Here is a 15257-nt window from a genome sequence, read left to right on the forward strand (position 1 = left end):
AGTCAGCAGGTAAGTCAGTGGGTGAGTCAGTGGGGACGGTTCAGTTTGGCGTGAGTCAGTGGGGACGTAACAGTTTGACTCATTTTGCGAACCAAAATGAGTCAAACTGTTACGTCCCCACTGACTCACGCCAAACTGAACCGTCCCCACTGACTCCCCATCACATACATGTCAAAACAGCCTTAACCACAAACACCCCATCTTCCTGCGAAAAACTCGCCACTCCGCCATACTTCTCCGCAATAGCCTTGATCTGAGCTGTACCAATTCCGCTCTGCACCGGTCTCGTACTGATCGGCAGTCCGTTATCCCTAAAAGAAACCACTCTTCCCGCGGGGTTCTTGGTCAGGAGCTTTAGCTTGCGCCCGTCAAAAGAGATCTCGACCTGAAGAGCTCTTTTGTCCTGATCCACATGAGTCAGGGCCTCGACTGCGTTCTCCAGCGCGTTGGCCACAAGTGATGTCAGGTCTGTTTCCTCGATAGCGAAGCGTTCAGGCACATCTGCCCTGATCCTGGGCTTGAAGCCAAGCTTCTGGCACTGGCTTGCGTAGATGGTCAGGAGCTCGTTGACGATAGTGTTCTCACAGAAGGAAACTGCCGTCACGCCCTCAAGCATGGAATCGAATTCCTGCAGGTAGGATGCGGCTTTGTCATATTCCTGGTTCTGGATAAAGCCCGCCAGCACACGGTTGAAGTGCCTGATGTCGTGCTTGTACTTGCGGATGGTCTGCTCATTGCTCTCATATACGGAGAGGAGCTTCTTAAGACGCTCGGTGCGCTCGGCCTGGAGATAAGCGATCTTTTCGTCGGAAACTTTTTTGTCGATCTGATGCGCCGTCAGCTCGTAGGAAGTGATTGCCCCGGCGATCATGGTAACCAGGTAAATTACTGTGTACCATCTCACCATGTTGCTGCCGTAGGGCTGCAGGTAATAGAGCATGGGTGTCCGGAAACACAGGATACTAAGGGCCAGCCCTGAAAACGCTGCTATCGTACCGTAGATGGCGCCCGCCAGGTAGTCCGTAATGAAGGGCATGATCAGGATAAAGAGCCAGAACGCGTCCATTCCGATGGTCCAGTCAACTTCCATGATGAAGTGGAAGAACAGGATCGCATTGAGCCCGAATGAAGTCAGTATCGTCGTTATGGTGTGATTTTTGTAGAGTTTTAGATGCAATATAGATAAAAGAAATAACACAATAATGGCAATGTTCGTAACCATTCCATGCATGTAACCGCTCTTGATGCAGGGATAGATCGTCACAACTGCATAGATGATGAACCCCAGTAGAAGAATGATGGAGATCCTGGATTTCTGCTCCACAACTTCGGGGGTCGCCTCGAACTTTGCCAGCTGCTTTAAGTTGTATCTGAATCTGTTTCGTAAATGACTAAATCTCGTGGTTTCCATAACATAAGTATAAGATATAGTGTATAATATTGGTAGGTATAGTTGCTTATTTTGGGGGAAATAAATGTCATTTGATATCTCGCGGCTGACAAAAGCCGTCAACAAATATCTCAATTCAATTTCAGACATTGGCCAGCAGGCAACCCAGAGAGCCCAGGAAATGGCGGACAAAGCCCAGTTCCAGGCCGATCTTTCGGAGGCCATTAAGGCCAACATCCAGAGCAAGACCCGTGAAATCGACGAGGTTCCGGACATCGGCGCCATGGTGCAGAGCCAGGTGAAGTCCGCAACTGACGGGATAAACGCCACCTTCGAGCAGATAAACGGCGCCTTCCTTGAGATTTCCGAGGCCGGTAAGAGTACTTCTTCGGCAAAAGAGAGCGTGGCAGCCACATCGGGCGCTGACAAGAGCGGAAGTTCTTCGACAAACGCAAGTACTGCCAAGTCAGCCAACGCTGATGCATATGCAGGAACTCTTAGTACAGAAGCGTTAAAAGAGCTTTCTAATTCCGGATACTTCTCCGGCAACCTGATTGCGAATTCTTTATTTAAAACTAATGATGAAGAAAGCACAAGCTCCGGCAGTACAAATGCCCTAAACAGCGTAACATCTGCCCTCACATCATCCCTTGGCCAGAGCACTACCACAGCAGCGAACCCCTTCCAGACCCAGTCTCTGGACCAGCTTAACGTGAACTCACTGCTTGCAAACTCGCTTGGAGTCAATACAACTGCTACAGACTCACTGACAGCAGCGCTTAAGACTGTGGCAGACAAGGAATCAAGCTCAACTGCTGCGAAGACAACAGATTCAACAGCTAAACAGACATCAGGCGATGCAACTGTCGCAACAAGCAACGACCTCGCCAAGGCCATCATCAAGGCTTACACTACAACAGCGAAAGCCACAGCCAATACCAGCATTTTTGGAGATTTCAGCCTATGAATAAATTACTCCTGATATACGCCGCAGCAATCTTTATCGCCGGCGTCGTATTCTTCACAATCGGAGAACTTAATAAAGCAAGCGAAGAGGAGGCCGAGACCTTCAAATGGATGAGGATCTTCGCCGTCATCGCCGTCATCATGGCTATCGCCTGCTTCATCGCCGCCAAGAACGTCGGCTAGAATTATATGAACACGAAAAATGGGCCTCTACCATCAGGTAGAGGCCCAAACATTTTGAACTAACTCAGAATTAAAGGTCGAAGCTTCCTGTTACATCGTTGTTTACAACGTAGTAAGCCTTGCCTTCTTCAGGCTTAACATAGATGTCAAGATTCTTGATATCCTTCTTGCCGTAAGCCTTCTTAGCTGCTGCTACGAGTGTATCATCAGTAACAGCCTTCTCACCAAACTGAAGCTCAATCTTTGTGTTAACCTTTGCTGCCATTTTAGTTCCTCCCTATTCATAAAAAGAAAATGTAAACTATTAGGTGATATTATAATACGCTTTTTTGAATTGTTCAACTTTTGTGAAATTATGTTATGATAAGTTATATCAATTTCAGAAAGAAGGAATACTTAATGGAGAAACTTGCGATACACGGGGGAACACCCGTCAGATCGGAAAAGATATTTTACGGCCGCCAGTGGATCGGCGACGATGACGTTGCAGCAGTTGCCGGAACACTTAAGGGCGACCTTATCACCTGCGGACCATCAGTAACAGCACTTGAGAAAAAGCTCTGCGAAGTAACAGGTGCTAAATACGCTGTGGCAGTTTGTAACGGAACAGCAGCTCTTCATTGTGCAGCTATCGCAGCAGGCCTTGGCCCGGGGGATGAAGTTATCACAACACCCCTGACCTTCGCAGCATCAGCTAATTGCGCAATTTATGTCGGAGCTAAGCCCGTTTTTGCAGACGTCAATCCCGAGACCTACAACATAGATCCCGACTCAATCGAGGCGCACATCACAGAACGCACCAAGGCAGTCGTTGCAGTTGATTTCACAGGCCAGGCAGTCGAGCACGACAGGATTCGCGAGATCTGCGATAAGCACGGACTGACTCTTATCATCGACGCAGCCCATGCTATCGGCACCAAGTACAATGGCAAGCCCGAGGGCTCACTTGGCGATATGACCTGCTTTAGCTTCCACCCGGTCAAGACCATCACTTCCGGAGAGGGCGGAGCCATCACCACCAACGACCCTGAGCTTTACAAGAAGCTCCACCTTGCAAGCCAGCACGGAATCGTTCACGACCCTGCAGACTTCGTCGACAAGAACCCTGAAGGAATCTGGGTTTACGAGATGCAGACCCTTGGCTTTAACTACCGTATGACTGACTTCCAGGCAGCGCTCCTTTCAAGCCAGCTCAAGAAACTCACCGAGTTCTCAAATAGAAGAAAAGAGATCGTAAAGAGATACAACGAAGCCTTCGCCGACGTCCCTGAGCTCTTCATCCAGAAAGAGATCCCTCAGTCTGACACAACAAGGCACCTGTACATCATTCAGCTTAAGCTTGATAAGCTTACCTGCACTCGCCGTGAGTTCTTCGACGCTATGAGCGCCGAGAACGTCCAGTGCCAGGTCCACTACGTACCGGTCTACTTCTTCCCGTTCTACCAGAAGATGGGCTACGAGAAAGGCCTCTGCCCGGTTGCCGAGAGCATCTACAAGGGCATCATGAGCATTCCTCTCTACCCGATGATGACCGACGAAGACGTAGAGAGCGTAATCACCGCCGTCAAGAAGATCATCAACTACTACAGAAAGTAATAATAGGCTTCCCTGTTCACCGGGGAAACTTTTTCTTGCCATTTTGAACCCTGGGGACGGAGTCAGTGGCTCATTTTTGGTCCCCAGGGACGGGGGGTAGGGACCATTCTCGGAAGCGTAGGCCGGTTTGCACTAAATGACCTCCGGGGACGGAGTCAGTGGCTCATTTTTACGTCACAAGTGCCCGACCTTTTGAACGTTGGTTGGAAACGTTATTCCGACCACCCCACAACTCTCTTCCATATGAAAAATAGTTGGAAATTGCAAAATCCCCCAACAGTCCAAAAAACAATATTTGCCCAAAACTACATCACACGACATCCGTAGGCCGAGTACTGGTATGCAGGAAAAGAGTTAGGCATCAAATTTTCAAAACCACGGCCATCAAAACAGTTTGTAATTTCCAACTAATTTCTCCCAGGACATTTTTTGTGATGCAATTAAAAAATCAATTCCAACCAACACAGCTCTATACTCTACCTTGTGATGTACATTTCCCAATCACCCGGATATATTTGACGCGCGTCAAATAAAACATTACAATTTTAAGTTGGAGGAATTTGAAATGAAGTGCTATGAAATATATGATGAGTATTTAGGACGTACAATGGGTGTACTGCTTTATTACAAAAAGGTGAAGACCTTCATAGTTGAACTGGAAAATGATCTTGATGAATGGACTTCCCCCTTCCTTTTCGCCGCCTTTGTTAAAAGAGGAGTATTTACAATCCCGAGAGAAGCAAGCCTATTGTGGGTCCGTGGTCGCATCATCCCCAGCACCCGCCAGAACATCTCAAGCATCCTCCGAACCCACAAACTCAAAGAGTATGACGAGATGAAATTCCTCGAACTATCCCACGGCCGTTGCTGCCAGGACAGCCTTTCGATCCGCGAACTCTCCACCCTTCCCGACTACGTGATAATCAGGCAAAAGAGAAATCTGATTGATTGCACGGTACTGGACGACCACAACATTCTCTGCTTCTTTGCAGATGGCAAAACAAGAAAAATCGACCTCACCAAACTTGATAACGAGGACGTAACCGGGAAAGTTTGCAAAAACTCAAAACTCCTGAACTCCTGCATGGTCGGAACCGGTGGCTATTACATCACCTTCAATGATTCCATAGATGTTCCGGCAGCAGAACTCTATGCTGCCGGTAAGCCCATCCCATTAACCCTTTCCGACTTCATAACCTTCGCTGGCCACAACATCATTGACACCCAGGAGTGCTGTAGGGAGCTTTCCTGCACCCGCCAGAATCTAGCCTACATGACCGACAGAGGCCTGTTCGAACCCATCAAAACAAACACCCGGGGCAACCTCTATCTCAAGGGTGATGTCCTCAGCAGCAGATGGGGCTAGTCGTAGCCATCTAGCCTGTGCTAGACTGTGTAAATTGCGTAAATTGCGCTAGCCTGTGATTACAAATAACATGCAACAAATTGCGGGTTAACCCCATAATCCAGGTATAAAGCGTAAAATATTGCACTTTAAGTCTTGGAATGTTATCATTTTCTTGGAGGAACAAACCATGACATCGAAAGCATACCTTCTAGAAATTAGTAGAAGAATGAAAAGGCTAAGAATAGAGAGCTCAATAACACAAAAGGAGCTTTCATCCATCACGGGGCTTTCCTTGCGCTCAATACAGAGATTTGAAAATGGTGAAGACATATCATTAGAGAACTTTTTGAAATTATCAATTGCCTTTGAACTTACTGAATCTGTATTAAGCGCCATCCCGGACATGGATAAAAGACCATCAATTCTACTTGAAAAACATAGAGGTAAGATCAAGCAAAGAGCTCATAAAAAGACTACTACCGCTGGTACAAAAAACACATTTAAATGGGGAGATGAACGATAATTATGACCACATCCAATAAATTCACCGAACTTAAGACCTTCTACAACGGCAAGCGAGTCTTCCTCACCGGCCATACAGGCTTCAAGGGCAGCTGGCTTTGCCTTATGTTAAAAGAGCTTGGGGCACAAGTCTACGGTTATTCCCTAGCCCCAAACACCAAGCCCGATCTCTTCACTATCCTGGGCCTTGAAAACCGCATCCACAGCACCATCGGTGACATCCGCGACCTCGACTCACTTGAGAAAGCCTACGTAGAGGCCAATCCTGACGTCGTCCTTCATCTCGCAGCGCAGCCCATTGTTCGCGATTCCTACAAGGATCCGCGCTACACCTACGAGACCAATGTCATGGGAACCGTAAACATCCTCGAGTGCCTCCGCAATCACCCCGGTGCCACTAGCTTTCTCAACGTCACCACGGACAAGGTCTACGAGAACAACGACCTGGAGAACCACGGCTTTACCGAGGATGAGAAGCTCGACGGCTATGATCCATATTCCAACTCCAAGAGCTGCTCTGAGCTCGTGACACATTCCTACAAGAAGTCATTCTTCTCAGATCCCGCAGCACCGGCCATTTCCACAGCCAGAGCCGGCAACGTAATAGGTGGCGGCGACTTTGCCAATGACCGTATCATTCCGGACTGCGTCAGAGCGACGATCAAGAACCAGCCAATAATCGTCCGCAACCCGTATTCCACGAGGCCCTATCAGCACGTGCTCGAGCCCCTCTACGCTTATCTAATGATTGCCATGCGCCAATCAGAGGAAAAGAGCCTTTCCGGCTATTACAACATCGGTCCACGCGACGAGGACTGCATCAATACCGGAGACCTTGCTGATTACTTTGTAAAATACTGGGGAGACAACACCAAGTGGGAGAACCATGCAGAAGCCAATGCCCCTCACGAAGCCAGTTTCCTCAAGCTCGACTGCACCAAAGCCCGCACCACCTTTGGCTGGGAACCCGAGTGGCATGTAGATGAAGCCATACGCAATACAGTAGAGTGGTACAAAGCCTGGAACAACGGCGAAGATATGTATGATTTCACTAGAAGACAAATAATTAATTATTAAAAGGGTGCTGCTAATATAGTGGTTGCCACACAGGCAACTTATGCTTAAATGTTCGCACGCTATAATAGGCTTACACACCCTTAAAATCATAACAATATTTGGTCTTATTATATTACAATCAATAGGCACTGATTTCAAGCACTATATGAATTATTTCATAAAACTTTTAGTAGGAAATTTGATTTTGTGCTTGGTTACAAGTTTGAGTAGGTCATAGTAAGTATTCACGTTATACTCAAAATGACTGTAAATTGCGTTGGCTGCATAGTCAGCCGCTTGAACAACGTATGCATCAGATGAGTCGGAATCCATGCACTTAAACTTTAAATCTAGATTGTAGCCTTTGTCATAAACAAAATGCAGTAGAAGATACTCTTCGAGTGAATTTACAGAGCCTACTTTTGTTGTATGATTATCATAGATTACATGGATAGTTGAGCCTTCATCATCCTTAGATAGTAGATGATCCATCAGAATACGCATTAAGTAATTATAAAATATATTTTTCTGTTCTAGGAGTTTAGGACTAACGTGTTTTAAATCTGCAACTATATATGAGATTCGTATGTCTTTCTGGGATAGAACTTCAGCAATATGGTATTTAATACAAGGATATGCATCCTTAGCTTTGATTTCATGCGCATGTAGGCTTCCAAGTTCAATAAAGATTTTTTTGGCGATTCCAAGTTTCCTTTTCATTACGTTGTGTAAAGGCTTAAAGCTATACGTATCAACACATGCTATTACAAAGAAACGGACATTTGCTCCTAAATTGCCTGATTCATCAAAAATTAAGTAACGATCCATCCTTATTCCTCAAATAAACTATCAATATATTTATTTACACCTTCTCGCGTAGTCAGATCATATATCTTGTTAATTCCTTTATAGTAATCGCCTATACTCGAATCGGATATAACATTTTTAGACATTTCAAAGGTCTCTAGTCCGACCCTGGCAGCATTCCATGGTTCTTCCTTATGAGTTATATCCATCAGCACTTTACCGTTCAGCCTTCCGAACGTATTAAGCACAAAGTCTATAATTTTCTTATCCTCAGCTTTCAGTCCTGCAAAACAACTTGGATCCGGATCGATTTTAGGTATAAGCGAATCACCAAATGTTTTGTATTTTTTGTAAATATCAGGAAAAACCGGCCCGTAAGCCCAGGCTTCACATGTGCCATCAAATACAGCATCTTCGTCAAAAACACCAAGTGAAAAAGCTTTGACGAAATAGAGTAGTTTCTGAAGAGATAAGTCTGTGACTTCATACTGCGAGTTAACAATATACAACGCAACTAACTCAAGCTTTGTGCTACAGCTTGTCATCTGCTTTATCAGATTAATTTTCTTCTTAACTTTGTTATAAGCTACATTTGTGATTCTATCTTTGCCTTCTTCGAGAACTTTTTCCATCTCAAGATGATCTTGCAGTAAGCGCAATAAAAGATCAGAATACTCACGCTTGGGAATCTGTCCATCCAGATATCTGGAAATTGTATGCTCCCCAAATCCAAGAAGGTGGGATAGTGGCCTTTTCTCGATGTCATACTTGTTCAGTAGCTCACGAATATCGCCTTTGGTAATGATGCCGGATAATCGCCTGTAAATGATATCAAAGCGATTCTCGTTTTCATCCATTAGCCCCGGAACAGATATCTCACTATGACATACTGAACATATGCCATATCGTTCGTTATATTCATAGTTCTTACCGTTAATTGAGCGTGATCTGTGCCTTGCTTTAATTGTATAGGGAACTATTTTTCTGCATTTCCAGCATAGTAAACCATTATTCTCAGTGTCCATACCTTACCCCTCTTAATAATCGCCTGCCTTGTGCATTGAAAGGATTACAACAAAACTGTTCGTATCATTTCCAAAGAAAAACTTCACGTATATATCTAAATAATCAAATTGCGCTTCTTCGTGAAACCTTGGCATTAACTGAACATTTCTCTTAATGAAAACATACATGTAATCATCAGGATTATCTGAATTATAGCTATATTCATCTTTTATATAATCTTGTTCTTCCAAGCTCAGCAATATTTCAATTCGCTTTTTGTCGTCTACATAGTATGTATCTATTAATAACTTGTTCTTGTCTGTTGGAACAAAAGTGTAATTAATACCATACTTTCCGCTCTTTATGAGTTGCTTCAAGCGAGATAGTGCCTCGCTCGGAGACAAAATATCCATTCATATTCCCCCGTCTCCTCCATGTTATGCCCTACATGGTACAATCTTACGTTACGCAATCTTATCCTAACATAATGGTACATTAATTGCAATAGTGTACCATTTTCAATATATAAACATTCCATTAACCTCTTCCAATCGTGAACCCCCTTCTGTATAATTATAAATACAAATATAAACGAAATTACAACCACCCCCCGCACCACCAAACGCGCCACAGACACCAACCACCACCACACCCTAATAAGGAGGAAAAAAGCCATGCCGGAATTCAACAACAAAGCCATGTACAAGCTCTCCTACGGCCTCTTCGTCTGCACCGCCACCCAGGGCGACAAGAAGAACGGCTGCATAATCAACACCGCAGTCCAGGTCGCATCAGACCCCAACACCATTTCCATCGCAGTTAACAAGGCTAACTACACCCATTACATGATCAAAGCCACTATGGCCTGCAACATATCAGTCATCAGCAAAGAAGCCACCTTTGACCTCTTCAAGCACTTCGGCTTCCAGTCCGGCCGCGATGTCGACAAGTTCAGCGCAGACTACGCGCCCGGCAACTACGCCCTTGCCGACAATGGCATTCCATATATAACAGATGGCACCAACGCCTACTTTTCTCTTAAGGTAAAAGAGCTTGTTGACCTCGGCTCACACACTCTCTTCATCTGCGAACCGACCTTCATGACAGTTCTCTCGGACGCCCAGTCCTGCACCTACGAGTTTTACCAAAGCGACATCAAGCCAAAACCTCAGGCAGTAGGCACAACCCCTAAGGGCGAGACCGTGTGGCGCTGCACAATCTGTGGCTATGAGTATGTCGGCGAAGACCTTCCCGACGACTTCATCTGCCCGATCTGCAAGCACGGCAAAGACGACTTTGAAAAGATCATCCGCTAATAGATGAACCCAAAAGATAGGAGGACTAATCTTATGAAATATGTATGTAACGTATGTGGCTATGTTTACGACGAGGCAGCAGGCGATCCCGATAATGGCATCGCTCCGGGAACCAATTGGGAAGATCTTCCCGATGATTTCACCTGCCCACTCTGCAGCGTAGGCAAGGATGATTTCACAGCACAGGAATAAGGGTGACAACTGAATAGAACTAAAAAAGGCCTGCCATCGCTGATAGAAAAGTGCTGGCAGGTTTTTGGGTGTTGATTTAATCGGCTTTAGTTATAGAATTGAAGTAGAGGTACGATAGACGTTTTATGGATATCATTTAATTGATCAGATAAGGAGCAGAAATGTCCACTTGGCATATAATGAGAGGTGAAAAAATAATAGCGACCATGGGAAGTTCCGGGCATGCCAGAATTTTGAAACCTGAGCTCATGCCTTTTGACCTTTGGTTGGAAGAATGCCGGGATTTAGATGTTGATGCACTGGTTAATAATGTTACCAATTTCAATTTCTGGTGTGCCTCCAGAGTCATAACTCTTGACCGCAAATATGCAAAAGAGATACTTGGAAGTATTGGAGCATCTCAGGGAAAGACGGATAAGGAGCGGGCTCAGATTGCACTAAGCTATCACTGTCTTACTCTTACAGACGATTTCTGGGTCAAAGATGAAAATGATAATGCTAAGTTTTCTGACATTAATCTTTTTGAGAACCATTTAGATAACGCCTTTGTCGATGTGGCTTTAAGAGGCAGATCAATGACGGTTGAAAATGCCCATCTTGTTGCAACCGATACTTCAACCAGCGGAGTTTTTCCAAAGGCCTGGATCAGAAAAGAAGATGGTTTCTATCTCTTCAAAGATGGAGACAGTCAGTGTGTGGAAAATGAAATACTTGCCAGCGAGATTTGCCGTAATTTTGACTGCAACCAGGTTTTATATGAACTGAGCGAATATGACGGAGAAAAGGTCACGTCAAGCAAGCTTATAAAAGGAATTGGCTTGAAGTACAGTATGATCACCAGAGCAGCTTTTGATATATATGCGGTTAATCATGACCTTGATCCGACTCAGGAAATTATAAAACTCGATGCTCATGGATACTATATGATGAACATTTTGGATTATCTGGTGGGTAATACAGATAGACACTGGGAAAACTGGGGCGTGCTTGTGGATAATTCTGACGGTAAAATGCTCAGACTCTACGATCTGATGGATTTCAATCAGGCCTTTAGAGGGTATGATACTGAGGAAGGCGCCTTGTGTCAGACTACCCTTCCAAGACACATTTCCCAGAAACAGGCTGCAATCGAGGCTGTTAAGGAAATAGGTCTTAATCAGTTAAAAGAAATAGATCCGGATATCTTTGGCTCTCGCAGTACCGACGCGGCCATGTTTGAGAAAAGACTGCAAATTCTTCGCGATATTTAATTCTCATGATCACGATATTACACTTATTAAGCATATAACTATGCTATAATAACATTAAGTGGCGCAAAGCCGGAAAAGGAGGAAACCTAAATGAAATTCTACAGATGTGAAACTTGCGGAAATATAATCACTAAATTAGTTGACTCAGGCGTACCTGTTGTATGCTGTGGCGAGCCAATGAAAGAGCTCGTACCCGGAGCAGTAGACGGTGCAGTAGAGAAGCACGTACCTGCAGTAACAGTAGATGGAAATACTATTAAGGTCCAGATTGGCGAGGTTGAGCACCCTATGATGGATGCACACTACATCCAGTTCATCGCTCTGGAAACAACAACCGGTGCTCAGATCAAGTACCTTAAGCCTTCTGAGAAACCCGTAGCTGAATTCGTACTCGCAGACGGTGAAAGGGCTGTTGCAGTATATGAGTACTGCAATCTCCATGGCTTGTGGGTCAAGGAAGTTTAACATAACACCCCACATTGCTATTCCCCATAATTTCCTATATTATAACAATGGCGGCATTTATACCCCGCCATTGTTTTTTCGTCCCACCAACCCAAAGAGGAGATAACCCCAATTCATGACCAACGAATTTCTAAATAAATCCGGAAAACTCCTGACCATCCTCCTGACCCTGTCATTGATCCCTATGCTCGTCATAGCAATCTATGCCAGACCCTTTGTCGACGACTATGGTTACAGCACAAGAACCCACGATGCCTGGCAGTCCACGCATTCGATAATCGCCGTACTTGGTGCCATGGGAAAAGAGGTAGTAGAAGCATATCATACCTGGCAGGGCTCCTTTTCTGCCATCGCCATCTTCTCCCTTCAGCCCGGCATAATTTCCGAAAGAGTCTATGGCCTGTCCACCCTCATCCTGGTGGCGCTGTTCCTCCTCGGCAATTACCTGTTCATAACCGCACTCTTCAAGGAGAAGAGCAGCCTCACAACAGTAGTATTTGCATCCATCTCCATCCTCCTGATGCAGACCCTTCCGCACGCAATCCAGGGCTTCTACTGGTGGAACGGCTCAAGCTATTACACCCTGTTTTATTCACTGATGCTGATCCAGTGGGGAATGCTTATCAGGCAAAAGAGATTCATCCTCCCCTGCATCCTTGGCTTCTTCATAGGTGGTGGAAACCTCGTAACAGGCCTCTTAAACCTGGAGATCATGGCCCTTGCCATCATCTACTCAGCCCTAAAAATCTGGGTAGTCCCCAAAAAACACCACGCAGAAGACATCCCCGCCGCCACAAGCATCAAACGCTTCATCAAACTCACAATAATAACTGCAATCTCAGCCGCCGGCTTCATAATAAACGTACTAGCCCCGGGCAATCAGGTCAGGGCAGCAGAGTCAGTCTCTAGACCCGTCTTGGAAGCAATAGGAGTCTCATTCCTTGACGCCTTCGCTTACCTCAACGAGTGGCTGAACCTCCCTGTAATAATGTTTCTCCTCCTGCTCCTGCCATTCCTATGGCACTATGCAAAAGACAAAAAGAGCCTGACCCCTGAAATACCGGTTTTCATCCTGTTCATTATCGCATTTTGCCTCTTCGCCTCAACCTTCACTCCAACCGAGTACTCCATGAGCGAAGTCGGCCCAAGAAGAATCCAGAATGTCAGATATTACACATTTGTCGTATTCCTGATGCTCCTTGAACTGGAGTCAGTCATCCGCACCAGAGCACTCTTCGAATCCAAAGGAATCGCGATAAACCCGGATCTCACCAAGACATACCTGACTCGATACCTCCTGATAGTAATCGCCGGACTTACCATATTCCTTGGCGTCAACACTATCCCCAAGGAGAACCGTGACAACATTACTTCCATATCCGCAACCAGAACCCTCCTCATCGGCGAAGCCAAGCGCTACGCAGATGCAAGGAACGAATGGACCAATATCCTTCTTTCAGACGATAAAGAAGTGACCCTGAACGTAATAAACGAGCAGCCTAAGCCCATCTACTACTCTGAATTCGACATTACCGGAGATCCGGACAACTACAGAGATGAGAGCATGTGCAAGTATTACCACAAAGACAGAATTTACCTGGTGAAATAAAAGGATAATTGAGATTATGAGAGATAAAGGCACAAAAAAAGAATATGTTTCCGTAGCTTTGCTAATATTGATACTGGCCATATCTCTTGTGCCGGTTGTTATCATTGCCAGATATGATTGTGCTAGTGGCGATGATTATGGTTATGGCGCCAGATCGCACTTGGCGTATATGGCAACAGGTTCTGTTATACAGGCAGTAAAAGAAGCGGTACAAACAACCATTGGTATTTATCATGGGTGGCAGGGAACTTGGTTTGATTGTTTTGTATTTTGCCTTCATCCTGAAGTGTTTTCAGACACGGCATATGTAATAGTCCCGTATATTTTCGTGATTGGCCAGATTATTTGCTATTGCCTGCTAGCCCATCATTTTCTTAAAGTCAGATGGAATTTTCCAGGTATGTATTGGCTGATTATTGCGCTGATATTTCTGACATTTAGTTTTCAGCTTGTTCCATCTCAGAAATCAGCAATCTTCTGGTGGGTTGGATGTATCCATTACGTTATGCCGATGTGTTTGGCAATAGTGGGAGTTGTTGCAGGCGATAATTATCTGATGACACATAAAACACGGTACTTGGTCGCACTGACAATTGCAGCACTTTTTATGGGTGGTGCTACATATCCGGCTGCTTTATTGCTTATAGAAGCGATGTTTGTGTTATGGCTCGCAGATTTTGTTATTGGAAAAGTAAGAGATAAGAGAAATTTTTGGCTATTATTACCATTTCTTGTAGAAATAATTGGACTAATTATTAGCGCGCTGGCTCCTGGCAATGCTGTTAGAAGTGCTTCAGATATAAGCAATGGTGCCACTCCGGCTAACGGTATAGTGGATACTGTTATATCAAGCATTACATATTCAATCAAAGATGCTGCAGTAACATTTATTGGTGAGAAAACACTAATATTATTTGCATTTGCTATCATTGCAGTTATTTCATGGATGTATATAAAAGAACTTTACAAGAATGATGAGGAGAGTGTAACGAGAATTTTTTCACATCCCATATTGTTTCTAGTAACTGCATTCCTGATTAATGCTAGTATATATGCGCCTAGAATATATGCTGGGGGTGTGGTTTCGTCCGGCTATTTCAATTTTAATTTCTGGACCTTTTTTATTTGTTGCATTGCATCCATAGTTTATATTGAAGGATGGCTTGTATCTAAGGATTTAGTTAAGGTAGATAGAAGAGGTGTTATTGCAACTTATGCTATCACCATAATAGTCCTCTTTATTGCTTTGTATTTTGGAAGGCATGGAATTAAGAAATATACTGATTATGTATGTATGGAATACTATTTGACCGGCCAGGCAGATGATTATCTTGAACAAATGAAACTTCAGCGGGAACTTATGTCACAGGAAGATGTTATGGATGTGGTTGTCCCTGAGATTAATAATGAACAGGGACCACTGATGCATATGCCGATAGTAGCTGATCCGTCAAATATAGATAATACTACTGTTGCTTCATTCTATGGAAAGAACTCATGCAGATCCATCCACAGACCTGAATGGGAAGCCTTATATGGAGATCAGCCTTAA

At 44.6% G+C, this 15257-nt stretch carries 17 protein-coding genes; 12 read left to right on the forward strand and 5 right to left on the reverse strand.

Translation table 11 applies throughout. The features are described from left to right. Window positions 1-160 precede the first annotated feature (160 nt). On the reverse strand, window positions 161-1411 hold the full coding sequence (locus G633_RS20150) for a sensor histidine kinase (RefSeq protein ID WP_196804263.1): 1251 nt from the start codon (window positions 1409-1411) through the stop codon (window positions 161-163). 64 nt (window positions 1412-1475) lie between these two features. Here G633_RS20150 and G633_RS20155 point away from each other — a divergent pair, with 64 nt between their 5' ends. Continuing rightward, the gene (locus G633_RS20155; RefSeq protein ID WP_026520174.1) at window positions 1476-2357 is read left to right on the forward strand and encodes a hypothetical protein; all 882 of its coding nucleotides are present in this window, start codon (window positions 1476-1478) and stop codon (window positions 2355-2357) included. After that, entirely contained in the window at window positions 2354-2539 is a 186-nt protein-coding gene (locus G633_RS0113155) for a hypothetical protein (RefSeq protein ID WP_026520175.1), read from the forward strand. Before G633_RS20155 ends, G633_RS0113155 begins: the two co-directional genes overlap by 4 nt. A gap of 70 nt (window positions 2540-2609) precedes the next feature. Here G633_RS0113155 and G633_RS18495 read toward each other — a convergent pair whose 3' ends face one another. Further along, window positions 2610-2804 carry a DUF6465 family protein gene (locus G633_RS18495; RefSeq protein WP_022768282.1) on the reverse strand — a complete coding sequence of 65 codons (195 nt, stop codon included), beginning with the start codon at window positions 2802-2804 and terminating at the stop codon, window positions 2610-2612. A 134-nt stretch (window positions 2805-2938) separates the two neighbouring features. Between G633_RS18495 and pseC the strand changes: the two genes are divergently transcribed. The 4 genes from pseC to rfbG all read left to right on the forward strand — a co-directional run bounded on the left by pseC (window position 2939) and on the right by rfbG (window position 7082). Beyond that, a complete protein-coding gene (gene pseC, locus G633_RS0113165; protein ID WP_026520176.1) occupies window positions 2939-4135 on the forward strand; it encodes a UDP-4-amino-4,6-dideoxy-N-acetyl-beta-L-altrosamine transaminase in 1197 nt (398 codons plus the stop codon). A 565-nt stretch (window positions 4136-4700) separates the two neighbouring features. Further along, the gene (locus G633_RS18500; RefSeq protein ID WP_035771404.1) at window positions 4701-5501 is read left to right on the forward strand and encodes a hypothetical protein; all 801 of its coding nucleotides are present in this window, start codon (window positions 4701-4703) and stop codon (window positions 5499-5501) included. 169 nt (window positions 5502-5670) lie between these two features. After that, window positions 5671-6006, forward strand: a complete 336-nt coding sequence (locus G633_RS18505; RefSeq protein ID WP_035771405.1) for a helix-turn-helix domain-containing protein — start codon at window positions 5671-5673, stop codon at window positions 6004-6006. A 2-nt stretch (window positions 6007-6008) separates the two neighbouring features. Then, window positions 6009-7082, forward strand: a complete 1074-nt coding sequence (gene rfbG, locus G633_RS18510) for a CDP-glucose 4,6-dehydratase (RefSeq protein WP_035771407.1) — start codon at window positions 6009-6011, stop codon at window positions 7080-7082. A gap of 150 nt (window positions 7083-7232) precedes the next feature. Here the strand turns inward: rfbG and G633_RS0113185 are convergent, their stop codons facing one another. From G633_RS0113185 to G633_RS0113195, 3 genes are read right to left on the reverse strand one after another with little or no spacing between them, the layout of a single operon-like run. Next, window positions 7233-7889, reverse strand: a complete 657-nt coding sequence (locus G633_RS0113185) for a DUF3800 domain-containing protein (protein ID WP_026520177.1) — start codon at window positions 7887-7889, stop codon at window positions 7233-7235. Window positions 7890-7891: 2 nt separating this feature from the next. Continuing rightward, entirely contained in the window at window positions 7892-8893 is a 1002-nt protein-coding gene (locus G633_RS0113190) for a type II TA system antitoxin MqsA family protein (RefSeq protein ID WP_026520178.1), read from the reverse strand. A 12-nt stretch (window positions 8894-8905) separates the two neighbouring features. After that, window positions 8906-9286 (reverse strand): hypothetical protein, encoded by a 381-nt coding sequence (locus tag G633_RS0113195; RefSeq protein WP_155834962.1) that lies wholly within the window; start codon window positions 9284-9286, stop codon window positions 8906-8908. 261 nt (window positions 9287-9547) lie between these two features. Between G633_RS0113195 and G633_RS0113205 the strand changes: the two genes are divergently transcribed. From G633_RS0113205 to G633_RS0113230, 6 genes are all read left to right on the forward strand, one after another. Next, entirely contained in the window at window positions 9548-10189 is a 642-nt protein-coding gene (locus tag G633_RS0113205; protein WP_026520181.1) for a flavin reductase, read from the forward strand. A 33-nt stretch (window positions 10190-10222) separates the two neighbouring features. Next, window positions 10223-10381: a rubredoxin gene (gene rd / locus G633_RS0113210; protein WP_026520182.1), complete on the forward strand. Its 159-nt coding sequence runs from the start codon at window positions 10223-10225 to the stop codon at window positions 10379-10381. A gap of 179 nt (window positions 10382-10560) precedes the next feature. Next, on the forward strand, window positions 10561-11631 hold the full coding sequence (locus tag G633_RS0113215) for a hypothetical protein (RefSeq protein ID WP_242838873.1): 1071 nt from the start codon (window positions 10561-10563) through the stop codon (window positions 11629-11631). 90 nt (window positions 11632-11721) lie between these two features. After that, on the forward strand, window positions 11722-12096 hold the full coding sequence (locus G633_RS0113220) for a desulfoferrodoxin family protein (RefSeq protein WP_026520184.1): 375 nt from the start codon (window positions 11722-11724) through the stop codon (window positions 12094-12096). Window positions 12097-12211: 115 nt separating this feature from the next. Next, window positions 12212-13705, forward strand: coding sequence for a DUF6056 family protein (locus G633_RS0113225; protein ID WP_026520185.1), 1494 nt, complete (start codon window positions 12212-12214; stop codon window positions 13703-13705). Between the two features lie 16 nt (window positions 13706-13721). Further along, window positions 13722-15257 (forward strand): hypothetical protein, encoded by a 1536-nt coding sequence (locus G633_RS0113230; RefSeq protein WP_026520186.1) that lies wholly within the window; start codon window positions 13722-13724, stop codon window positions 15255-15257.

This window comes from Butyrivibrio sp. FCS006 (assembly GCF_000424525.1).
Classification (GTDB): Bacteria; Bacillota; Clostridia; order Lachnospirales; family Lachnospiraceae; genus Butyrivibrio.